At 67.3% G+C, this 22,108-nt stretch carries 21 protein-coding genes, 2 tRNA genes and 1 pseudogene; 12 read left to right on the top strand and 12 right to left on the bottom strand.

Annotated features, from left to right (window positions below; genetic code table 11):
* Nucleotides 1-2 precede the first annotated feature (2 nt).
* From ABC319_RS05280 to ABC319_RS05305, 6 genes are all read right to left on the bottom strand, one after another.
* Entirely contained in the window at nucleotides 3-236 is a 234-nt protein-coding gene (locus tag ABC319_RS05280) for a hypothetical protein (protein WP_413069217.1), read from the bottom strand.
* Between the two features lie 491 nt (nucleotides 237-727).
* The gene (locus ABC319_RS05285; protein WP_413069218.1) at nucleotides 728-1,039 is read right to left on the bottom strand and encodes a hypothetical protein; all 312 of its coding nucleotides are present in this window, start codon (nucleotides 1,037-1,039) and stop codon (nucleotides 728-730) included.
* On the bottom strand, nucleotides 1,036-1,230 hold the full coding sequence (locus ABC319_RS05290; protein WP_413069219.1) for a hypothetical protein: 195 nt from the start codon (nucleotides 1,228-1,230) through the stop codon (nucleotides 1,036-1,038). Before ABC319_RS05290 ends, ABC319_RS05285 begins: the two co-directional genes overlap by 4 nt.
* Nucleotides 1,231-1,614: a hypothetical protein gene (locus ABC319_RS05295; protein ID WP_413069220.1), complete on the bottom strand. Its 384-nt coding sequence runs from the start codon at nucleotides 1,612-1,614 to the stop codon at nucleotides 1,231-1,233. It abuts the gene before it with no gap.
* 655 nt (nucleotides 1,615-2,269) lie between these two features.
* A tRNA-Leu gene (locus ABC319_RS05300) sits at nucleotides 2,270-2,353 on the bottom strand.
* A gap of 52 nt (nucleotides 2,354-2,405) precedes the next feature.
* On the bottom strand, nucleotides 2,406-3,917 hold the full coding sequence (locus ABC319_RS05305; RefSeq protein WP_413069221.1) for a YifB family Mg chelatase-like AAA ATPase: 1,512 nt from the start codon (nucleotides 3,915-3,917) through the stop codon (nucleotides 2,406-2,408).
* A gap of 213 nt (nucleotides 3,918-4,130) precedes the next feature.
* Between ABC319_RS05305 and rpmH the strand changes: the two genes are divergently transcribed.
* The 9 genes from rpmH (at nucleotide 4,131) to ABC319_RS05350 (ending at nucleotide 10,507) form a co-directional block, all read left to right on the top strand.
* Nucleotides 4,131-4,265, top strand: a complete 135-nt coding sequence (rpmH, locus tag ABC319_RS05310; RefSeq protein WP_183986409.1) for a 50S ribosomal protein L34 — start codon at nucleotides 4,131-4,133, stop codon at nucleotides 4,263-4,265.
* Nucleotides 4,266-4,306: 41 nt separating this feature from the next.
* Nucleotides 4,307-4,627, top strand: a complete 321-nt coding sequence (gene rnpA, locus ABC319_RS05315) for a ribonuclease P protein component (RefSeq protein ID WP_413069222.1) — start codon at nucleotides 4,307-4,309, stop codon at nucleotides 4,625-4,627.
* A gap of 98 nt (nucleotides 4,628-4,725) precedes the next feature.
* Entirely contained in the window at nucleotides 4,726-4,920 is a 195-nt protein-coding gene (gene yidD, locus ABC319_RS05320) for a membrane protein insertion efficiency factor YidD (protein ID WP_413071621.1), read from the top strand.
* 34 nt (nucleotides 4,921-4,954) lie between these two features.
* Nucleotides 4,955-6,658, top strand: coding sequence for a membrane protein insertase YidC (gene yidC / locus ABC319_RS05325; RefSeq protein WP_413069223.1), 1,704 nt, complete (start codon nucleotides 4,955-4,957; stop codon nucleotides 6,656-6,658).
* Entirely contained in the window at nucleotides 6,655-7,380 is a 726-nt protein-coding gene (gene yihA, locus ABC319_RS05330) for a ribosome biogenesis GTP-binding protein YihA/YsxC (protein WP_413069224.1), read from the top strand. Before yidC ends, yihA begins: the two co-directional genes overlap by 4 nt.
* 13 nt (nucleotides 7,381-7,393) lie before the next feature.
* Nucleotides 7,394-7,735: a gamma-glutamylcyclotransferase family protein gene (locus ABC319_RS05335; RefSeq protein WP_413069225.1), complete on the top strand. Its 342-nt coding sequence runs from the start codon at nucleotides 7,394-7,396 to the stop codon at nucleotides 7,733-7,735.
* Nucleotides 7,736-8,107: 372 nt separating this feature from the next.
* Entirely contained in the window at nucleotides 8,108-9,193 is a 1,086-nt protein-coding gene (locus ABC319_RS05340) for an acyl-CoA dehydrogenase family protein (RefSeq protein ID WP_413069226.1), read from the top strand.
* Nucleotides 9,190-9,936, top strand: a complete 747-nt coding sequence (locus ABC319_RS05345; RefSeq protein ID WP_413069227.1) for a PIG-L deacetylase family protein — start codon at nucleotides 9,190-9,192, stop codon at nucleotides 9,934-9,936. The genes ABC319_RS05340 and ABC319_RS05345 overlap by 4 nt, the downstream gene beginning before the upstream one ends.
* Nucleotides 9,926-10,507 (top strand): class I SAM-dependent DNA methyltransferase, encoded by a 582-nt coding sequence (locus tag ABC319_RS05350; RefSeq protein WP_413069228.1) that lies wholly within the window; start codon nucleotides 9,926-9,928, stop codon nucleotides 10,505-10,507. Before ABC319_RS05345 ends, ABC319_RS05350 begins: the two co-directional genes overlap by 11 nt.
* Nucleotides 10,508-11,014: 507 nt before the next feature.
* Here ABC319_RS05350 and ABC319_RS05355 read toward each other — a convergent pair.
* Nucleotides 11,015-11,413: pseudogene (locus tag ABC319_RS05355) on the bottom strand (glycosyltransferase family 2 protein); the annotation flags it as partial.
* A 230-nt stretch (nucleotides 11,414-11,643) separates the two neighbouring features.
* Between ABC319_RS05355 and ABC319_RS05360 the strand changes: the two are divergent.
* From ABC319_RS05360 to ABC319_RS05370, 3 genes are all read left to right on the top strand, one after another.
* The gene (locus ABC319_RS05360) at nucleotides 11,644-13,350 is read left to right on the top strand and encodes a DUF1800 domain-containing protein (RefSeq protein WP_413069229.1); all 1,707 of its coding nucleotides are present in this window, start codon (nucleotides 11,644-11,646) and stop codon (nucleotides 13,348-13,350) included.
* Nucleotides 13,350-14,738 (top strand): DUF1501 domain-containing protein, encoded by a 1,389-nt coding sequence (locus ABC319_RS05365; protein WP_413069230.1) that lies wholly within the window; start codon nucleotides 13,350-13,352, stop codon nucleotides 14,736-14,738. The genes ABC319_RS05360 and ABC319_RS05365 overlap by 1 nt, the downstream gene beginning before the upstream one ends.
* A 382-nt stretch (nucleotides 14,739-15,120) precedes the next feature.
* A complete protein-coding gene (locus ABC319_RS05370; RefSeq protein WP_413069231.1) occupies nucleotides 15,121-15,453 on the top strand; it encodes a hypothetical protein in 333 nt (110 codons plus the stop codon).
* Nucleotides 15,454-15,619: 166 nt separating this feature from the next.
* Here the strand turns inward: ABC319_RS05370 and lepA are convergent, their stop codons facing one another.
* The 5 genes from lepA to ABC319_RS05395 all read right to left on the bottom strand — a co-directional run bounded on the left by lepA (nucleotide 15,620) and on the right by ABC319_RS05395 (nucleotide 22,048).
* Entirely contained in the window at nucleotides 15,620-17,431 is a 1,812-nt protein-coding gene (gene lepA / locus ABC319_RS05375) for a translation elongation factor 4 (RefSeq protein ID WP_413069232.1), read from the bottom strand.
* 89 nt (nucleotides 17,432-17,520) lie between these two features.
* Nucleotides 17,521-17,597: transfer RNA gene (locus tag ABC319_RS05380), tRNA-Pro, on the bottom strand.
* Between the two features lie 100 nt (nucleotides 17,598-17,697).
* Nucleotides 17,698-18,090, bottom strand: coding sequence for a response regulator (locus tag ABC319_RS05385; RefSeq protein ID WP_413069233.1), 393 nt, complete (start codon nucleotides 18,088-18,090; stop codon nucleotides 17,698-17,700).
* A gap of 62 nt (nucleotides 18,091-18,152) precedes the next feature.
* Nucleotides 18,153-20,591: an ATP-binding protein gene (locus ABC319_RS05390; RefSeq protein WP_413069234.1), complete on the bottom strand. Its 2,439-nt coding sequence runs from the start codon at nucleotides 20,589-20,591 to the stop codon at nucleotides 18,153-18,155.
* Nucleotides 20,588-22,048 carry an EAL domain-containing protein gene (locus ABC319_RS05395; protein ID WP_413069235.1) on the bottom strand — a complete coding sequence of 487 codons (1,461 nt, stop codon included), beginning with the start codon at nucleotides 22,046-22,048 and terminating at the stop codon, nucleotides 20,588-20,590. Before ABC319_RS05395 ends, ABC319_RS05390 begins: the two co-directional genes overlap by 4 nt.
* Nucleotides 22,049-22,108: the final 60 nt, after the last annotated feature.

Raw genomic sequence — 22,108 nt, forward strand, 5'->3', positions numbered from 1 at the left:
CGTCACCATCGATAGAGAAACTGGTTACCAAGCTCCTTGAATATCGACTCTCCCACCACGTTATAATCGAGTTGAGCGTAAAGCAGCGTCGGCTCGGACGGATATTCGTCATCCTCCATCAATAATCGACCGATCTCGTTCAGCAGATTCTCTGATTCACTTTCCGCCACGGTGCTTCTCCGCTCTTTGATTGGAAGATTTCGTGCTTTTTTGCTGCCATCGACCGTCCACCACACGTCGATCGTCGCTGGTCGAAAGGACGCGAACTGTCCGCGGTGCCATTTCCGCTGCTGGAAGATGCGCCTTCCCGTCGGCTATCATGTCGTCCGGCACCGGCGAGGGTGAACCGAGCGCCCTTCGGATCATGCCAGGGATCGAACTTCAGTTCTGCGCCATCCGGATGTCGGGGAATCGGCAGCAATCCTGTCGGCACACCGCGAAGACCATTGCTTTGCTGATGACCCGAACCCAGTGCCATGTTGCCTCACCAACTCCGTTGGCAAGAACATTTGCAGAACAATATCGAATATTGCAATGCATGACTTAAGCAACATTCGGGGGTGCCAACTAGCACTTCACGGTCAGTGTCTGAAAGGAAGGTGGTGCCCCGTGGGTGGAGCAAAGATGGACACCCGGATCATCGGATAATTTCGATCGACAGTTAGCGATGTGAGCATCGACGCTGAAATATGCGGCATTACGATTCTACGAGTCCAGATCTCGCCTTTCAGTTATTCGCGTCGCGCAACGCTTCCAACTCCGCCAGCTTGACGGGGTCGTCAGCTGCCAGCACCTCGTCGAGGTAATAGCCGCAAGATATGTTGCGCACCACCTCGCGCGCCTCGCCACTATATTTTTCCGCTATGATCGGGAACGCGTCTACCAGTTCACGAAGGAAACCCTTGTCCATCTCTTGAAGATGGCCAGCCAAGGCCTCCATCATCTTCACGGCGGTGTCGAGGTTCAGTTCCTCTTCGTCGGTTAATTCGAGGAACACGGCGTACTCTGCGATAATCTCGGCAACCTGCATCGCGATCATGGCTTTACAACCTTCACGTGGATGTTGGTGATATTCATCTGCTTGAGAAGCTTCAGCGCCTTGGTTTTCTGGACAGGCGTGGGAACCTCCCATGTCCCGATCGAGCGATGTTCTGCCAATGCTTCCGATTGGCGCAAAATCTGGGCGCGTGACCGCGGCCTGTCTACGACAGACCATTTCCGGTCGATCATCTAATCGCCCTGAATGCCGTCAAACTTCACCGGTCGCTTCGAACCATCGGCCATCGTCCGCATCAACGTCGGCGCCTGACCAGCGCGCGCGCCCGGCGCAGAGTCGTTATAGGATTTCCAAGGCCTTTCCGACTTGGTCGTCTCCCTCACCCAGCCGATTTGCGGCGGATCAAAGGTTATACGCGGGCTCGCGGTGCGGAGTGAGCGCAATGCGGCAGCCTTGGAGAGCGCCGCCGCCGGCGCTGCCGCCAGCACAACGTTCCCGACGACCATCCCGGTGGAGCGACCGAGGTCCCGCGCCGAAGTGTTGGCGATGGCGCTTGCCGCGTCGGAAACCTGGACACGGGCGGGCGTATCCTCAGCGGCAATCGCGGCATCGATCATGCCCGCTATTCCGCGTCCGACGTTGCGAACGTTGGTCGCCGGATTTGTTGTCAACGCAGCATGAACTCCGGCCAACGCTCCTTTCCCGACATCATAGAGTCCTTCGCCAACGCCCCCGACGAATTCAGCGAGAGGACTTGACTCGTAACCGGGCCACCTCCCTTCCGTGCGCTTGGATTGCAGCACGAGCGACGCATGCTTCACCGGCTTTCGGTCCTCACCGGTCGGCGCTACAGCAGGGGTTCTCGCAATCGGCAGTGTCGCGGTCTGCGATTTGCTACGTTTCCCCAAGGGCGGCACGGAGCCAGTGCTGGACGACGCCCGATGGTTCTCCTCGCCAAGTGCGTCGACCCCGCCCGCGCCGTAACGGCGCCCGGCGCCGGCAACGGTGAACCGGCCATCCGCCGGATCGTGCCACGGGTTGAATTTGAGCTCGAGACCATCAGAACTTAACGAAGGCAGGAGTTTACCAGTTCGCAGCCACTATGAAAAAGCGCTCGATTTATTGCTGCCAGATATCTCGAACATGCCGCCTCGCCCCAGCTAATACGGCTGGAACATTTGAGCAACATTCTCCAACAAGTCAAGGCTGAAGCACGACAGCCCCGCGCGCTGGTGCCCACTCTTTTCCTCTGAGAGGTGCCATTTCACGAAGTGGTGCCCCTGGCCGGACTCGAACCAGCACGCCTCTCGGCAACCGATTTTGAGTCGGTCGCGTCTACCATTTCGCCACAGGGGCAGCGCCGCCGGACGCGCTAGCGAAGGTGGCGCGTCGCGGCAAGCCCATGCACTCAATTGCGGGGCGGCTGCCGGCGATAACCGAGCGCCTCGGCGATGTGGATGCGGGTCACCGCGTCGGTGCCGGCCAGATCGGCGATCGTCCGCGCGACGCGCAGGATCCGCGTGTAGCCGCGCGCCGTCAGCCGCATCGCGGTCGCCGCCTGGGCGAGCAGCGCCTGGCCGGCGTCGTCCGGCGAGCAGACCGTATCGAGCAGGGGGCCGTCGGCCTCGGCATTGGTGCGCACCCCGTGTCCGGCGTAACGCCGGCCCTGGATCGTCCGCGCCGCCGCCACCCGCGCGGCGACCTCCGCCGATCCCTCGGCCGGCGGCGGCAGGACCAGGTCGGCGGCACTCACCGCGGCGACGTCGACGTGCAGGTCGATCCGGTCCAGCAGCGGCCCCGACACCTTCGCCTGATAATCGGCCGCGCAGCGTGGCGCGCGGGCGCAGGCGAGCGCCGCGTCGCCCAGATGGCCGCACCGGCACGGGTTCATCGCCGCGATCAGCTGGACCCGCGCGGGAAAGGTCACGTGCGCGTTCGCCCGCGCCACGCTGACCGTACCGGTCTCCAGTGGCTGGCGCAGTGAATCGAGCACCGCCCGGTTGAACTCGGGCAGTTCGTCGAGGAACAGCACGCCCAGATGCGCCAGGCTGACCTCGCCGGGCCGCACCTTCAGCCCGCCGCCGGTCAGCGCCGCCATCGAGGCGGAATGATGCGGGCTGCGGAACGGCCGCGCCCGGGTCAGCCGCCCGCCGGTCAGCGTGCCGGCGACCGATTGCACCATCGACACCTCCAGCACCTCCTCGGGCCCCAGCGGCGGCAGGATGCCCGGCAGGCACGCCGCCATCAGCGACTTGCCCGATCCGGGCGGGCCGCAGAACAGCAGGTTGTGGCCGCCCGCCGCGGCGATCTCCAGCGCCCGCTTGGCCGTCTCCTGCCCCTTCACCTGGCGCAAGTCGGGTCCGGCCACCGCCTCCTCCTCCACCCCGCCGGGCTGCGGCGCGGCGAGCAGGCCGTGACCCTTGAAGTGGTTGATCAGCGCCAGCAGATCGGGCGCGGCGACCACCTCGATCGATCCCGCCCACGCGGCCTCCGCCCCCTGTGCCGCCGGACAGATCAGCCCCTGATCGCTCTCCGCGGCGTGCAGGGCGGCGAGCAGCACGCCCGGCGATGGCGCGATCCGCGCGTCGAGCCCCAGCTCGCCGACCACGACATAGCCCGACAGCGCCTCCGCATCGACGACGCCCATCGCCGCCAGCAGCGCCATCGCGATCGGCAGGTCGAAATGCGAACCCTCCTTGGGCAAGTCGGCGGGCGACAGGTTGACCGCGATCCGCTTGGGCGGCAGCGCCAGCCCCATCGCGGCGATCGCGCCGCGCACCCGCTCGCGGCTCTCGCCGACGGCCTTGTCGCCCAGCCCGACGACGTTGAACGCGGGCAGGCCGGCGATCAGCTGCACCTGCACCTCGACCGCGCGCGCTTCCAGCCCCAGATACGCCACCGTCGACACGATCGCCGCCATCGTTCACCCCCGGCGGGTGCCCTACCCCCTTTGTCGTATCGCGAAGCGGACGAACCGGCCGTCGAAAGCGGACATCGCGATCGACCCGGCCCGGCTCGGCCAGCGGTCTCGCCGATTGACTTGGCCGCCCCCCTTGCCTATGCGCACCGCCAGCAAGGCCGTCCCTCGGGCGGCCCTTTTTGTGTTACAGTGATATTTGTTAGGGAATGAACGATGAAGCGGACCTTCCAGCCGAGCAACCTGGTGCGGGCGCGTCGTCACGGCTTTCGCGCACGGATGGCGACGGTCGGCGGCCGCGCGGTGATCCGCGCCCGTCGCAACCGCGGCCGCAAGAAGCTGTCGGCGTAATCGATCCGCACCGCGACGCGGCGGCGACCCCGCCACTCGCGGTGCTGACCCGCCGCCGGGATTTCCTGGCGGCGAATGGCGGCCGGCGCGCCCCGATGCCGGGCTTCGTCCTGCTGGTCCGGTCCCGCGACGATGGCGATGCGACGATGCGCATCGGCTACACCGTCACCAAGAAGATCGGCAATGCGGTCGTCCGCAACCGCATGAAGCGGCGCCTGCGCGCGCTGGTCCGCGACGTGCTGCCCGCCGGTGGGATCCATGGCGCCGACCATGTGCTGATCGGCCGGGCCGGCGGGATCGAGCGGGATTACGCCGCCCTCCGCACCGAACTGGCCAAGGCGCTGCGCAAGGTGGCGCGGTGACCGCCCGGCCGGACCGGGTCGGCCCGTGCGGCTGTGTCGATCCGGCTCCCGCAGAGGCCACCGACACGCCCTCGCCGGGCCTTGCCGCCCGCCTTCTCATCCTCCTCGCGCGTGGCTGGCAATGGGGCCCGTCCGCCATCCTTCCCCCCTCGTGCCGCTTCGATCCGTCCTGTTCGGCCTATGCAATCACCGCCGTTCGCCGCTATGGCGCGCTGAAAGGGGGCTGGCTCGCGGTGAAGCGGATCGCGCGCTGTCGTCCCTGGGGCGGGTTCGGCCCCGATCCCGTTCCGTGACCGCGCTGCCCAATCCCGTAGGAATTTCGACGCCGTGAAAGACGACCGCCAGAATTTCGTGCTGTTCGCGGTGATCGCGGCGCTGATCCTGTTCGGCTGGCCGCTGGTCCAGAACCGCTTCTTCCCCACTGCCAATCCGCCTGCGACCAAGATGGTCGACGGCAAGCAGGTCGCGCTGCCCAAACCCGGCGCCGATCCCACCGCCGACAGCCCGGCGGCGATCCGCGACCGGCAGCAGGTGCTGGCGGAAACCCCGCGCGTCCGGATCGAAACGCCGCGCCTGCGCGGGTCGATCAACCTGCGCGGGCCCCGCATCGACGATCTGGTGCTGGTCAAGTATAACGAGACGGTCGCGAAGAACTCCGCGCCCATCCGCCTCCTCTCCCCCGCCGGGGCGCCGGAGGCCTATTTCGCCGGCTTCGGCTGGCGCGCGGAAGGGCTGAGCCCGCCCGGCGCGGACACCGTCTGGCGCGCCTCCGCCTCCGTCCTGTCGCCCGGCAAGCCGGTCCGGCTGGAGGCGGCGAACGCCTCCGGCCAGCGCTTCCGGATCGAGGTCGCGATCGACGACGATTACCTGTTCACCATCCGCCAGACGGTGCTGAATGCCGGCGATCGGCCGGTCACCGTCGCACCGTACGGCTTCGTCAACCGCGTCGGCGTATCGAAGGACCCGGACAGCTGGACGATCCACACCGGCCCGATGTCGGTCAACAACGGCGCCGCCCACTACGCTCCCAACTTCAAGGACGTGGACGAGGCGACCCAGCGCTTCACGACCAATAACGGCTGGCTCGGCTTTGCCGACAAATACTGGCTGACCGCGCTCGTCCCCGATGCCGCGCAGACCTTCGACGGCCAGTTTCGCGCCGGTGCGAACAAGAGCTACCAGGCCGATTACAGCGTCCAGCCCCGCATCCTCCAGCCCGGTCAGGCACTGACCGAGGGCGCTCGCTTCTTCGCGGGTGCCAAGGAAGTCCGCCTGCTGGATCGCTATACCGACGACGGCATCGTGACGAAGCTCGACTATGCGATCGACTGGGGCTGGTTCCGCCTCGTCGAGAAGCCGATCTTCTACTATCTCGACTGGCTGTTCCGCATGGTCGGCAATTTCGGCGTGGCGATCATCCTGCTCACGCTGACGATCCGGCTGATCCTGTTCCCGATCGCGCAGCGCCAGTTCGCCTCGATGGCGGCGATGCGCGCGGTGCAGCCGAAGATGAAGCTGCTGCAGGAGCGCTACAAGGACGACAAGCCCCGCCTCCAGCAGGAGGTGATGGCCCTGTACAAGGCGGAAAAGGTCAATCCGCTCGCCGGCTGCCTGCCCACGTTGATCCAGATCCCGATCTTCTACGCGCTGTACAAGGTGCTGCTGCTGACGATCGAGATGCGCCACCAGCCGTTCGTGCTGTGGATCAAGGATCTGTCCGCACCCGATCCGGCGACCATCCTGAACCTGTTCGGCCTGATCCCGTTCACCCCGCCGCACTTCCTGGCGATCGGTGTCGTGCCGGTCCTGCTTGGCATCAGCATGTACTTCCAGTTCAAGCTGAACCCGCAGGCGATGGACGAGACCCAGCGTCAGGTGTTCGCCTTCCTGCCGTGGGTGCTGATGTTCGTCATGGCGCCGTTCGCGGTCGGGCTGCAGGTCTACTGGATCACGACCAACTGCGTCTCGATCCTGCAGCAGCGCCTGCTCTACGCCCGCCATCCGGGCCTGAAGGAAGCTCCCGCCAAATGAGCGAGCCATCGGCACCGGACGGGGAGCAGCCCCGCGACGAAGCAGTTCCGGTGCCGGCTGGGGTAACGGATCAGGCCGGTGCCGGTGCGTCGTTCGCCCCCGAACTGGTCGAGCAGGCGCGCAAGATCTTCGCCGGCCCGGTCGCCTTCCTCAAATCGGCGCCGAAGCTCGAACATCTGCCCGCGCCCGTCGTGCCGGAGGTCGCCTTTGCCGGCCGTTCCAACGTCGGCAAGTCGTCGCTCCTGAATGCGCTCACCAACCGCAACGGCCTTGCCCGCACCTCGAACACGCCGGGCCGCACGCAGGAACTGAATTTCTTCGACGTCGGCCAGCCGCTCGCCTTTCGCCTCGTCGACATGCCCGGCTACGGCTTCGCCAAGGCGCCCAAGGACATGGTCCGCCAGTGGCGCTATCTGGTGAACGACTTCCTGCGCGGCCGCGATGTGTTGAAGCGGGCGCTGGTCCTCATCGACTCGCGACATGGCATCAAGGAGGTCGATCGCGAGATCCTCGGCATGCTCGACAAGGCGGCGGTCAGCTATCGCATCGTCCTGACCAAGGCGGACAAGGTGAAGGCGACCGAGCTCGCAGAGGTAATGGCACGCACCGAGGAAGAGGCTCGTAAGCGGCCCGCCGCCCACCCCGGCATCATCGCCACCTCGTCCGAAGGGGGCATGGGCATCCCCGACCTGCGCGCCGCCGTGCTGGAAGCGATCGGCTGACCGGACCGACGCGATGACCGACGCACCCGCGCCGCTCTTCTCCTACGGCACGCTGCAGGATCCCGCCGTCCAGCAGGCGACGTTCGGCCGGCTGCTCGCGGGTATGCCCGACACGCTGACCGGCTACCGCGTCACCACCATCGTCATCCGCGACCCCGGCGTTCTGGCGGTCAGCGGGTCGGCGACCCACCTCGCTCTGGTGCCCGATCCCGCGGCACCCCCGATCACGGGCACCGTCTATACCCTGACCGCGGCGGAGATCGCCGCGTCGGACGAGTATGAGGGCGACAACTACCGCCGCGTGTCGGTGCGCCTGCGATCGGGCCACGACGCATGGGTTTATGTGAAGGCATAGGCTCCGCGCCCGGCAGGCAGTGATCTAAGAGTAGTCCGAACCGTAGCAACGCCGCGTAACATATTGTCATAAGATGATTTTTACGGCTTGATACATTCAGGCTAAACCGCCCATATCGATCACCCCGGCGAAGGCCGGGGTCCAGTCGGTGTGGCCGGCTTGGCAATGCGCAACGCTCCTCGCTGCCGCCCCTCCGCTGCACCCCGGCCTTCGCCGGGGAGGTGCTTCGTCCTGGGTGGATCGCACTCCGATCCTTCACCCGCATCGCCACCCTTCAACCGATCACGACAGGGGTACGCACAGTCGTGCACGGAACTGAACGGGTCCACGCGCGCTGGCCCTTGCATGGTGTGGGAGGACGATTCGTTGCTGATGGAGACCAGTGGTCCCGAAACGGATGCCGTGATCGATCGCCTGCGCACCCTCGCCGCCGACTGGGACGCAGCCAACGGCGATGAAGGCTTCCCCACCGCGCGGCTCGCGATGCTGGCCGATGCGGGCGCGCTGGGTGCCTTCACGACGCTCGCCGGTCCATCCTCCACCCTGTGCCTGACGACGGCGTTGCGGCTGATCGGTGGCGTCGACCTCAGCCTGGGGCGCGTGTTCGAGGGGCATGTCAACGCCGCGCAACTGGTCCACGCCTATGGCGACGCGAATCAGCGCGCGACGCTGACGCGCGATCTGGCCGCCGGGCGCAGCTTCGGCGTCTGGAATACCGAGCCTGCGCCGGGGATGACGATCGTGTCCGGCGGCACCGGGCATCGCCTCGGCGGCGCCAAATGCTTCGCCACCGGTGCCGGCCATATCGACCGCGTGCTGATCACCGCGCGCCTGCCGGACGGCGGCAAGCAACTGGTGCTCGTCGATATCGCCGATGCCGCCGGGCGGGTCGACAATGGCGCGTGGCAGGTTCGCGGCATGCGCGGCACGATGAGCGGTACGTTCGATTTCGACGGCATGATCGTCGGGGACGATGCCCTGATCGGCGCGCCGGGCGATTACGAGCGGGAGCCGCGCTTCTCGGCCGGCGCGTGGCGGTTCACCGCCGTGCAACTGGGTGCGGCCGAGGCGCTGGTCCGCCACTGGCGGGACCATCTGGTGACGACCGGCAAGGGCGCCGATCCGATCCAGCGCAACCGCTTCGCCGCCGCGGCCGTCGCGGTCCGCTCGGCCGGGCAGTGGGTCGCCCGCGCCGCCCGGCTGGCGGAGGCTGCCCGGCCGGAGGCGATCGCCCATGTCCTGATGACCCGTGGCGTCGTCGAGGAGGCGGCGTTGCTCGCGATGGAGGGCGCCGCGCGGTCGGTCGGCACCGCCTCCTTCTTCGATGGCAGCCGCATCGACCGGATCACCCGCGACCTGGGCCTCTATTTGCGCCAGCCGGTACCCGACCAGGCGCGCGACCGGGCGGCGGCGGCGTGGCTGGAGGCGGATCGCTGGGGCGACGATCCGTGGTGGTGACCCCGGGGCGACGCAGCTGGGCTCGGCTGCACCGCCGTGCCCGCCCGCTGTCGCCGCGCGAGGCCGCCGGCGCCGGCGGCTGGCTGGTCCTGGCACCGCATCCCGACGACGAGACGCTCGGCTGCGGCGGCCTGATCGCGGCGCTGGCGGCGCGCGGCACGTCGCCCACAGTGGCGTTCCTAACCGATGGATCGGGCAGCCATGTCGGTGCGCCGGGTTGGTCACCGTCGCGCATCGCCGCCGTCCGCGCGCAGGAGGCCGCCACCGCGCTGCGCTGTCTGGGCGTGACGGCCCCGTCGATCGCGCTCGGCTGGCGCGACGCCGCCCCCTTCGCGCCGGGAACGCCCGCGTTCGACCGCACGCTTCGCCGCCTCGTCGCGCTATGCCGCGCCCGCCGCATCCGCACGATCGTCGCCAGCTGGGAGGGCGATCCCCACTGCGATCACGAGGCCGCGGCCCGTCTCGCGACCGCCGTGGCCGGGCGCCTGCGTATCGCTTGCCGCTTCTACTGCGTCTGGGGATGGACGCGCCCCGATCTGGACCGGCGACTGGCGGGCATGCGCGTCTCGGCCATGCCCGTCGCCCGGTGGCGCGGCGATCAGCGGCGCGCGCTCGACCGGCATCGCACCCAGCTCGGCGGCCGGATCGCCGGCGCACCCGATCGCTTCGTCCTGCCCCGCGCCATGCGGCGGCTGGTCGACGCCTCCCACCTCCTGCTGCTGGAGCCACGACATGCGGCGTGACCGCTCGATCGACCCTGACTGGTTCGAGGCGCTGTACCGCGATCGGGGCGACCCCTGGGATTTCGAGACAAGCCCCTACGAACGCGCCAAGTACGACCACACGCTCGCCCGCCTGCCGGAGGAGCGGTTCGGATCGGCGCTGGAGGTCGGCTGTGCCAACGGTGTCCTCACCGAGCGGCTGGCCCCCCGCTGCGACCATCTGCTGGCGGTCGACGTATCGGCCACCGCCCTCGCCGCCGCGGCACGGCGCTGCGCCCGCCTGCCACAGGTCGTGCTGGAGCAGCGGCGCCTGCCCGCCGACGCGCCGTCCGGGCCGTTCGACCTCATCCTCCTGTCGGAGGTGATCTATTACTGGGACCGGCCCGACCTCGCCCGCTTCGCCGCGTATCTGCCCGGCGCCGTCGTGTCAGGCGGCCACCTGCTGCTGGTCCACTGGCTGGGCGACACCGACTATCCCCAGTCCGGCGACGAGGCGGTCGGCGGTCTCGCCACCCTGCTGGGCGATACGATCGACATCCTCGTGGAAGAGCGGCGGGACCAGTATCGGCTCGACCTGTGGCGCCGCCGCTGAGCGGCGGGCGCGGATCATCGCCCCCGCGGTCGCGATCGCCCCGGGCAGCGTCCCGAAGCTGAGGCAGTCGCCGACGCCCGCCCGCGCCGGGTCCAGCGCGACCGGCATCGCATAGGTCTCGTGCAGCGGCTCGCCCTCCGCCTGCCCGATCCACCGGGCGAAGGCGTCGGCCATGCCCCCCGGTGCTCGCCCCTGCGTGCGGCTGGAGGTGAAGACCCGGACGTCGAGCGGATGGCGTACCCTGCCGCCCGCCGCCCTCACCGCCTCGAACAGCGCGCGATCCTCGGCGACCGGCGGCGTCGGCGCACCACCGATCCGCCGGTACAGGTCCAGCGTCAGCCCGATGCTCGCACCCCCCTCGTAGTAGTGGCGCGGCCACGGATCCGCTGCTGACGGCAGCATGTCCGCCCGCAGCCAGTCGAGCGCCGTATAGTATCGACCCAGCAGGTTCAGCCGCCGCACCGCGACCGCACCCAGCGCCGCCCGGTCCGTGCGGCGGGTCAGCGCCCTGCCCGCCACCGCCTCGACGCCCGCGTCCAGATGCGCGGCCATGCGGGCGATCCAGTCGGGCGCCACCCCGGTATCGGCATCGGTCGACGCCAGCAGATCGGTCGGCTGCTCCAGCAGCGCCGCCGCTTCATCGAACGCCAGCCGCCGCGCCCAGCCGGCATGACGCGCACCCGGCAGCAGCGATACCGCCCGCCACACCAGCCGCGCGTGCCGCAGCCTGCTGCCCTCCAGCACCGCCAGCGTTCCGTCGCTGCAGTCGTTCGCCAGCACCACCACCGTCACCGGCCCGTCATATCGCGCCGCCGCCCGGTCCAACGCGGCGAGGCAATCGGGCAGCTCGCCCGCCTCGTTCTTCGCCGGCAGCGCGATGGCGACATGGCGGGGGCGGAGGTTCATCGCAGACGATAATTCCCCAACCGACGCCCGCGTTCCGCCCGGGCCGCTGCAAGTCCCTGATAAATCTGTCCGCTTTCCGATCGTCCACCGGCCGCATCCGCGGCCGGCCGGCCTTCGTGCGCGACGGGCCGTTGGAATCGATGGCAGGAACGTTAACCGTATCGCCGCTACCGTTCCCCGCGCTTGGCCGGCATTCGCGCGTGATGCCGCCACCAGTTCGGGGAAATATCGTGCTGCAGGATCAGCATAACGACGTCGTCACCGGTACCGCAGACGACATCACGGCGGAGCGGCCGGACGCCCGGTCGACACCGTCCGCCGCCATCCTCGCCCCGGCGCTGCTGCTCGCGGCTTGCGGCGGCGGCGGTGGCGAGACCGCGTCCGGCCCCGCCGCCACCACGCCCGTCGCCGTCGTCCGCGTGCCCCCGACCGAGGCACAGGCCAGCCGCTTCCTCTCGCAGACCACGATGGGCGCCACGCGCGACACGATCGCAGAGGTGGTCGCGCAGGGGTACGAGGCGTGGATCACCGCGCAGTTCGCCCGGCCGCGCGCGATCAGCCACTGGGACTGGCTGGTCGCCAACGGCTATGCGGTCGACGCCAACATCAACAACACCGCCGGGTTCGATACGACGATGTGGCGCCAGCTGATCGTCGAGCCCGACCAGCTGCGCCAGCGCGTCGGCATGGCGCTGCTCGACATGCTGGTGGTCGGGATCGACGGCGTGAACCTGAACTGGAAACAGTTCGCGATGGCCGCCTATGTCGATGTCCTGCTCGACAACGCGTTCGGCAACTACCGCCAGCTGATGGAGGCGATCACCTTCAACGCCGCGATGGCATCGTTCCTGACCTTCCTGAACAACCGCAAGGCCAACGCGAATACCGGCGCGCTGCCCGACGAGAATTACGCGCGCGAGCTGATGCAGCTGTTCACCCTCGGCCTGTACCAGCTGAACGGCGACGGCACCGTCAAGGGTGCCGCCGCCCAGCCGCTCGAAACCTATACCCAGGCCGATGTGGCCGGGCTGGCACGCGTCTTCACCGGCCTGTCGCTCGCGACCAACATCGGCACGACGCCCGATCGCTACCGCGTGCCGCTGGTGATGAACGCCGGCATCAACGAAACCGGCAGCGCCAGCTTCCTCGGCACCAGCGTCTCGGGCGGTGGAGTCGCGGCGGTGAAGACCGCGCTCGACACGATCTTCGCCCACGCCAACCTGCCGCCGTTCGTGTCGAGGCAGCTGATCCAGCGCCTCGTCACGTCCAATCCTTCCCCCGCCTATGTCGGGCGGGTCGCGGCGAAGTTCGTCGACAACGGATCGGGCGTGCGCGGCGACATGAAGGCGGTGATCACCGCGATCCTGCTCGATGCCGAGGCTCGCGGCGACGCCGCCCTCACCGCCGCGAATGCCGGCAAGCTGCGCGAGCCGGTCATGCGGCTGACCGGCTGGGCGCGCGCCTTCGCGGTCGGCTCGCCGTCGAACGCCTGGGGCTTCGGCGATACCAGCAGCCAGTCGAACCGGCTGGGCCAGGCGATGGGACGCAGCCAGACCGTCTTCAACTTCTTCCGCCCCGGCTACAGCCCGCCCGCCACCGCGATCGCGCAGGCCGGGCTGGTCGCCCCCGAATTCCAGATCACCAACGAACAGTCGGTCGTCGGCTATATCAATTACATATACGCACTGGTCGCCAACGGCACCGGCGATACCAAGGCCGATTACACGGCGATCCTGGCCAGGGCCGCCGACACCAACGCGCTGGTCGACGAGGTCAATTTGCTCCTCGCCGCCGGGCAGCTGTCCGCCGCCACGATCGGCGCGATCCGCACCGCAGTCGACAGCGTCGCGGCGACCGCCACCAACGGGCCGACCAACCGGGTCGGCATCGCCATCATGCTGACCCTGGCCTCCCCCGAATTCCTGACGGTGAAGTGATGAGCTGTTTCGAACACGACCAGTCCCGCCGCGCCTTCCTGAAGCGGTCCGCCGCGCTCGGGCTCGCCGGGGTCGCCACGCCCTTTGCCACCACGCTGGGCGCGATCGGCGAGGCGGCGGCGGCGACCGCGACCGATTACAAGGCGATGGTCTGCGTCTTCCTGTACGGCGGGATGGATTACGCCAACACGCTGACCCCGTACGATCAGGCGAGCTACGACCTGTACCGCGCCGCGCGCCCCAGCATCGCGCTGACGCGGGAGGCGCTCGCCGGCACGCTGCTCACCCCGTCGCAGGCGCTCGGCAACGGGCGGCAATATGCCCTGGCCCCGACCATGGGCGCGCTGTCGCCGCTGTTCGATCAGGGCAAGCTGGCCGTCGCCCTGAATCTCGGCACGCTGGTCCAGCCGACCACCAAGGCGCAGTACCAGCAGAATGCGGTGCGGCTGCCCCCCAAGCTGTTCAGCCATAACGACCAGCAGAGCTATTTCCAGGCGTCGAGCCCGGAGGGTGCGACCTCCGGCTGGGGCGGGCGCATCGGCGATGTCTTCCAGAACGGCAACGGCACCGCCGCGCTTACCTGCATCAACGCCAGTGGCAACGCCGTCTACCTGACCGGGCGGAACGCCGTGCAATATTCGGTCGGCACCGGTGGCCCCATCCCGCTGATCGGCAACAGCCGCACGCTCTACGGTTCGGCCGCCGCCGCGCAGACGCTGCGGACGTTGATGACCGGCGCCACGGGCGGCTTGCTGGCCGACGAGCATGCCCGCGTCTCGAAACGCTCGCTCGACACCTATGCCCAGGTCGCCGGGGCGCTTGCCGGCGCTCCTGCTGCCAACTTCCCGTTGTTCCCCGCCGGCAACGGGCTTGCCGACCAGTTGCGGATGGTCGCCCGGCTGATCTCCGTCTCCTCGGAACTGGGGGTGAAGCGCCAGGTCTTCTTCGTGTCGGTCGGCGGGTTCGATCTGCACGACAATCTCGTCGCGCAGCACGGTCCGCTGATGGGCCGCGTCGCCGCCGCGATGCGCGCCTTCTACGACACCACCGCCGCGCTGGGCGTCGCCGACAAGGTGACCAGCTTCACCGCCTCCGATTTCGGCCGCACGCTCCAGTCGAACGACGACGGGTCCGACCATGGCTGGGGCTCGATGCACTTCGTCATGGGCGGCGGGGTCAATGGCGGGCGCTTCTATGGCACCCCGCCGGCGATCGGCAACAACACCGCCGACGATGTCGGTCAGGGCCGCCTGCTGCCGACCATGGCGGTCGACCAATACGCCGCCACGCTGGCCCGCTGGTTCGGCGTGTCCGACACCGACCTGCGCACGGTCCTGCCCAACATCGGCAACTACAATCCGTCCACCTGGAACCTCGGCTTCGTCTAGACGGGGTGCGTATCCCCTATCCGCCTTGACGAGGCATCTCCCGGCCATCCCGGGTTCGTTCCGGCATCCACCGCTTTCAAACGCATGGGCAGGAGGGCGTGTGTGACGATGGTCCTCGGGATGTGATCCTTCCACAAGCACCACCCCGGCGAAGGCCGGGGTCCAGTGGAGGGAGGCAGAAAGAGGCGTCGCGCGTCGCCAGGACCGTCATGCCAACTGGGCCACGGCCTCCGCGCAACCTTTGCAAAACTCTTCCGTCATCCCGGCCGCCCCACGTTGACGTCGACCTGTCGACACACCGACATCGATTGCACCACTTCTCTTCATCGCCGCATGCGGGCAGGTGAAATCCCGGCCAACGCAGCGAAAGGACACCGCGCCGATGAAGATGATCGCCTTGCTGCTGGGCGGCACGCTCTACTGGTATGCTGTCGCCCGGGCGACCGGGACGGCGGAGCCGTGGGACGCCGACGCCTATTGGCGCCTCTGGTACCCCGTCTCGCTCGCGCTCTCCGCCGTGGCCGGATCGTGGCTGCGGCGGCGCGGGTGGGCGGCGGGCGCGATCCTCACCGCCGCACAGCTTCCCGTGATGTGGCTGAATACCGGTACCGGCCCGCTATGGGCGGTCGGCCTGCTGATGGTCGCCGCTCTCGCCGTGCCGGCCGTCATCGTCTCGGCGCTGGCCGGGCGGCTCGCCTCGCGCCGGTCACGGTAAACCGTCCGGACGGCCGCTGTCCTACGACCGCGCGATCCTGTATCATCGCCGCCGACCGCTCTTTCTCAGCGCAGGCCGCCTCGTGGTGCCGTCCATCGACGATGCGATGTACGCCTTACCTTAGCCTTACCTTCCGATTACCGACCGGCGCGATCGCCGCCCTGCCTCAGCTCTCGTCCCCCATCCTCAGGGCCGCGATGAACGCCTCCTGCGGGATGCTGACCGATCCGTACTCGCGCATCTTCGCCTTGCCTTTCTTCTGCTTGTCCAGCAGCTTGCGCTTGCGAGTTGCGTCACCGCCGTAACATTTCGCTGTAACGTCCTTGCGCATCGCGCTGATCGTCTCGCGTGCGATCACCTTGCCGCCGATCGCCGCCTGGATCGGGATCTTGAACAGGTGCCGCGGGATCAGCTCCTTCAGCCGCTCGCACATGCCCCGTCCCCTCACCTCGGCGGTGCCGCGGTGGACGATCATGCTCAGCGCGTCGACCGGCTCCTCGTTGACCAGGATGCTCATCTTGACGAGGTCGCCCTCGCGATAGCCGATCTGGTGATAGTCGAAGCTGGCATAGCCCTTCGACAGCGATTTCAGCCGGTCGTAGAAGTCGAAGACCACCTCGTTCAGCGGCAGCTCGTACGTCGCCTGCGCGCGTCCGCCGACATAGGTCAGGTTCTTCTGGATGCCGCGGCGGTCCTGACACAGCTTCAGGATCGATCCCAGATACTCGTCGGGGACATAGATCGTCGCCTCGATCCACGGCTCGCTGATCTGCGCGATCTTGTTGGGATCGGGCATGTCGGCCGGATTGTGCAGCTCGATCTGCCCGCCGCCGTGCGTCAGCTCGATCTCGTACACCACCGATGGCGCGGTCGTGATGAGGTCCAGGTCGTACTCGCGGGTCAGCCGCTCCTGGATGATCTCCAGGTGCAGCAGCCCCAGGAACCCGCAGCGGAAGCCGAAGCCCAGCGCGGCCGAGGTCTCCATCTCGAACGAGAAGCTGGCATCGTTCAGCCGCAACCGGGAGATGCTCTCGCGCAGCTTCTCGAAATCGGCGGCATCGACCGGGAACAGGCCGCAGAACACCACCGGCTGCACTTCCTTGAACCCCGGCAGCGCCTCAGTCGCGGGACGCTTCGTATCGGTTAGCGTGTCGCCGACCCGCGCCTGCGCCACGTCCTTGATCTGGGCGGTGATGAAGCCGATCTCGCCCGGTCCCAGGTCGGCCAGCTGCTCGATCTTCGGCCGGAAACAACCCACCCGGTCGATCAGGTGGGTGGTGCCGGCCTGCATGAAGGTGACCTGCTGCCCCTTCTTCAGCACCCCGTCGATCACGCGGACCAGGATCATGACGCCCAGATACGGGTCGTACCAGCTGTCGACCAGCATCGCCTTCAGCGGCGCCGCCGCATCGCCCTTGGGCGCCGGGATCTTCCGGACGATCGCCTCCAGGATGTCGGCGATGCCGATCCCCGACTTCGCCGATGCCAGCACCGCCTCCGACGCATCCAGCCCGATGACGTCCTCGATCTCCTTGCGCACCTGCTCGGGCTCGGCGGCGGGCAGATCGATCTTGTTGATGACCGGCACGATCTCGTGATCGTGCTCGATCGACTGGTACACGTTGGCCAGCGTCTGCGCCTCGACTCCCTGCGCGGCATCGACGACCAGCAACGCCCCCTCGCACGCCGCCAGCGACCGGCTGACCTCGTACGCGAAGTCGACATGCCCCGGCGTGTCCATCAGGTTCAGGGTATAGGTCTCGCCGTCATTCGCCTTGTAGGCGAGGCGCACGGTCTGCGCCTTGATGGTGATCCCGCGCTCCTTCTCGATGTCCATATTGTCGAGCACCTGCTCGCTCATCTCGCGCTCGGTCAGGCCGCCGGTCTGCTGGATCAGCCGGTCGGCGAGCGTGGACTTGCCGTGATCGATATGCGCGATGATCGAGAAATTGCGGATCTTGTCGAGGGGAGTGGCCATAGGCGACGGCGCCTAGCCTACCGTCATCGCGCGGGCTAGCCCCGCCCGCGGGCGGCGCGCATCGCCGATGTGCATGGGATCCAAGAAAATGGTCGGGAAGAGAGGATTCGAACCTCCGGCCCCTGCCTCCCGAAGACAGTGCTCTACCAGGCTGAGCTACTCCCCGACGGAGCCCGGTCGTTCAGCTCTCGGGAGCCGACCGGAATGCTTGGAGGCGCGCCTATAACCACCGCCACCAACGGGTGCAAGCACCCATATGTCCGTTTTCAGACGATCATGCCGCCGTCGCCCGCTCCCTTGGCAAGCACGCGGCCCATTGCCTCGAACAACGCGTCCATCGCCACGGGCTTGAAGATCACGTCGTCCGCTCCGGCCGCCAGGCAGCGCTCGCGCAGATCGAGCGCCGCATCGGCCGTCACCACGATGATGGGTACCGTCGATTTCGGGTCCGGGCGGCTCCGGATGTGACCGATCGCCGTGATGCCGTCCATGCCGGGCATCCGCAGATCGATGAGAATTACCTGAAAATCCTGTTCTTCGATCAGGCGCAGGCCGTCCTCGGCATTCTCCGCCTCGACCATATCAACGCCCGCAACACCCAGCATATCGTTGACAACACGGCGATTCATCCGGTCGTCCTCGATGAACAGGACGTTCATTGCCCTGCCCTACCCTTTGCGGACCATGGCGAGTTTTCGCACTTCATGCACTGCTCTATGCATCAAGCAGCCTGTGATACAAGCGGCGATACCGGCGCTTCGTCGCAGCCACCCGCGAACAGGGCCGCCACCAGGTCCGATCCGGCTATCGGCTTGGCGATCAGCCGGGTCATTCCCGCCGCCAATATCGCGCCGCCCTCGCGCGATTGCGTCCACAACAGGCTGGTCTCCGCGTCCACCTTCCGCGCCGCCTCCGCCAGCGACGCCGCCGCCGATGCGGGCTCCGCCTCGGCGCACAGCGTCGCCTCGTCGATCATCACCCGCGTGACCCGCTCCTGTCCCAGCAGTGCGAGCGCCTCGTCGACCGTGCCGGCGAACAGCAGGCGCCCGGCCCGGCGCTCCAGCAGCGTCTTCCACATGCTGCGGGTGATCGGGTTGCGGTCCAGCACCAGCAGCGCATCGGGCTGTTCCGGAAGATCGGCGACCGATGGGGCCGCGACCACGTCTTCCAGCGGCAGGGTCACGGTGAAGACCGCACCCTCACCCAGCCGGCTGTCGACCGTGATCTCGCCGTCCATCGCCGTCGCCAGATTGCGACAGATCGCCAGTCCCAGCCCGGTACCGCCATATTGGCGCGTCGTGCTGGTGTCGGCCTGGCGAAACGACTCGAAGATCGCCGCCTGCTTGTCCGGGGCGATGCCGATGCCGGTGTCGGCGACGCGGATGCTGAACCGCGATCGATCCTCGGACGCACCGACCACCAGCTCGATCCTGCCCTCGCTGGTGAACTTGACCGCGTTCGACAGCAGGTTGAACACGATCTGCCGCAGCCGTGCGGCGTCCCCGACGATCGCCGGCGGACACGCGGAAAGCTCGACGTCGAACGCCAGCCCCTTGTGCTGCGCCTGATCCTCCCACAGCCGGCACGCCGTCCTCATGGTCGCTGCCAGATCGACCGGTTCCCGCTCGAGAGTGAGGTTGCCGGTTTCCATCTTGGCGACGTCCAGAATGTCGTCGACCAGCGCCCGCATGGTCTGTCCCGCCCCCTGCACCACGGCCAGTCGATCGCGAGCGATCGCCGGCAGCTGCGCATCGGCCAGCATCACCTGCGTCATGCCCAGAATGCCGTTCAGCGGCGTCCGGATCTCGTGACTGGTCGTCGCCAGGAACTCGGTCTTCGCCGCCAGCGCCTTGTTCAACGCGGCATTGGTCAGCGCCAGCCCGTCGCGGGCATCGCGCACCTCGTTGCGGCTACGACGGATCGTGAACAGCCCGATCGCCAGAATGACGATGACGATACCCGTCGCCGCGGCGGTAGCCATCAAGACGATCTGCTGGATCCGCGTCCGCGCCTGTTCCAGCGCCACGCTGCGCCGCAATTCGTCGGCCTTCAGCTTGGCGATCCGCAATTCCTGGTTCGCGAAGTCGAAACGGGCGGCCATCAGCGCGTTGCTGGTCGTCGTGGCGAGCGAAGTCGCATTGTCGTCGATGCGCTTGACGGCAGCCAGATGCGCCAGGGCACGATCGTAACGGCCGGCCCGCGAGAAGATGTGGTACGCCGTGATGTGCGGCTCCAGCCACATATTTTCCGTCGACCTGACATCCACGCCGGCGAAGCTCTGCTGGATCAAGGTTTCCGCCTGGCCGAGGTTTCCGCGCTGGAAGGCGGCTTCCGCTGCGAGAGCAAGCAACTGCGGCCGCCAGCTGGCGGCCTCGCCGCTCGCCGCCACGATGAGGCTGCGCCTGATCGCCCGCTCGGCCAACCCGACCTGTTTGGCTTTCAAGCGATTTCGGGCAATGTTGCGGAGGACCTGCGCGGTCAGCACCGGGCTGCGCATCTGCTCGGCATAGCGAAGAGCGATCTCCAGCTGCTTCTCGGCTTCGGCATACCGCGCGACATCCTGCAGAACGCCGCCTCGGATGTTGTGAAGCGCCACCATCAGGCCGGGATCGCCCTTATAGATGTCGGATGCTTGAGCGAGATAACGTAGCGCGCGCGTAAAATCCTTGCCGTCGCTACACAGGGAGGCGATCAGCATGAGCGCGATCGCTTGGCTCCGCGCATTCCCGTTGCGCCGGAATATCTCGAAGGCTTGCTGATAGTCCGCCAACGAACCCGCAACCTGCGTCTTCGCGTTGCGCAAGCCTCCCCGCGTCAGCAGGATTTCCCCTGCCAACATCGAGTTCGGATCGTCACGCAGTACCACGCGCGCCGCCGCCTCGATCAGCGGCTCCGCTTCGGTAATGGCGCCGGTCCGCGAGTAGGCTTCGCTTCGGAGCCACTGTGTCGTCGCGATCAGAAGGCGCCGGTGACGGGTGTCCGCAACCCGGGTTGCCGCCTCTGCTGCCTCGATCGCCATCTGCTGGGTTGCGACCGGATCGACCAGCATCGACGCTCGAGCATCCGCGATCTGCTTCTCCACCGCTTTCGGCGACACCGACGCCGCTGGTGCCGCTATGGTCAGAAGCGCTCCCGCGACGATCGCGAAGCAGGTTCTCACTGACTGCCCGTTCGTTTCACGACGCTCGTCAATCCCGGGATCAGCGGATGCTGCGCGGGTCCTTGAAGTCTGTAATCATCCATGAACTTGATCAGTGCAGCGAGAGCGATCGGGCGGCTGATGAAATAGCCTTGTACCACGTCGCAGCCCATCACGGAGAGCAGCGCCAGCGCAGCAGCGGTCTCCACACCCTCGGCGACGACTTCCATCTCGAGAGCGTGGGCCAGATCGATGGTCGAACGGACGATCAGCGGATCCCGGTTGGAGCTGGTCAACTGGGTGACGAACAACTTGTCGATCTTCAGTTCGCGCGCCGGCAGCTGCTTCAGATAGGCGAGCGACGACAATCCCGCGCCGTAATCGTCGATGGCAATGACGATGCCGATCGCGGCAAAGGTGTGGAGATGGGCGATGGCGCTGTCGGGATCACGGATCACTGCCGTCTCCGTGATCTCGAAACCGATCTTGGCACCGCTGTTCTCGACCAGTGCACTTGCCCTGCGGACGAATCGCGCATCCGACAGCAACATGCCGGATACGTTGACGAACATCGTCACGTCGTGACCCTTGGCGGCGAGCACGCGCTGGTCCCGGATCGCCTGCTGAATGGTCCAGATCGTCAGGTCGACGATGTCACGCGATTCTTCCGCCAGCTGGATGAAATCACCCGGCAACACGAGCCCGCGGGTAGGATGCTGCCACCGGACCAGTGCCTCCACGCTGGTGATCTCCTGCCGCCGCACATGTGCCTTGGGCTGGTAATGCAGGAACAATTCACCATTGCCGATCGCCGAGCGCAGGTCGCGCGCCAGGCTGACGCGATCCAGCGCCCCGGCGTCCGCACCGACCCGGCGGATTACCGGCTCACGCGAATCACGCGCTTCTTCCAGTGCCCGCTCCGCTTCGTCGACCAGCCGCACGTCGTCATGCGGGCCTGCCATCAGGACCGCGGCGCCCAGCAGCAGCTCGATCGCACAGGCCTCTTCGCCGACCTGGAACGGGGCCTCGAAGGCGACGTCGATCATCCGCAAGACATGGCTGACGAGATGATGATCTTCGTTGAAGGTCAGGTCGATGCGATCGCGTGCGACGGCAGAGATGGCGGCGCCAGGGACCAACTGGCCCATACGGGCGGCCACGTCGTCGGCCAGTCGGTTGGCCCGCGCGAGCCCCAGATGGCGGCGAAGAATGGCGAAGTTGGCGATCCGTGCGATCGCGACGACCTCGCATCCGTCCGCACCGGTGGATGGCACGCGCGACGGGTCCGTCGCGCAGATCGCACCCGATTCGGACTGCTGGCCAGGGCCGGGCTCCGTTCGCTCCATGGCACCGGAGGTAAGCGCCGAGGTTAAACAATTGGTTAAGGATGTCTGACCACCGACTTTTGTCGGAGCGCCGGCACGTTGAGCTATGGTTAAAAATCGGTTAACACCTTCAGTGCGTCCAACGAGGCGCATTGAAGGAGATAAACATGCTTCGGTTCATTCTGGCCCTTATCGGCAACGAGAAAATCCGCC

This window comes from Sphingomonas phoenicis, from assembly GCF_047238005.1.
Lineage (GTDB): Bacteria > Pseudomonadota > Alphaproteobacteria > Sphingomonadales > Sphingomonadaceae > Sphingomonas.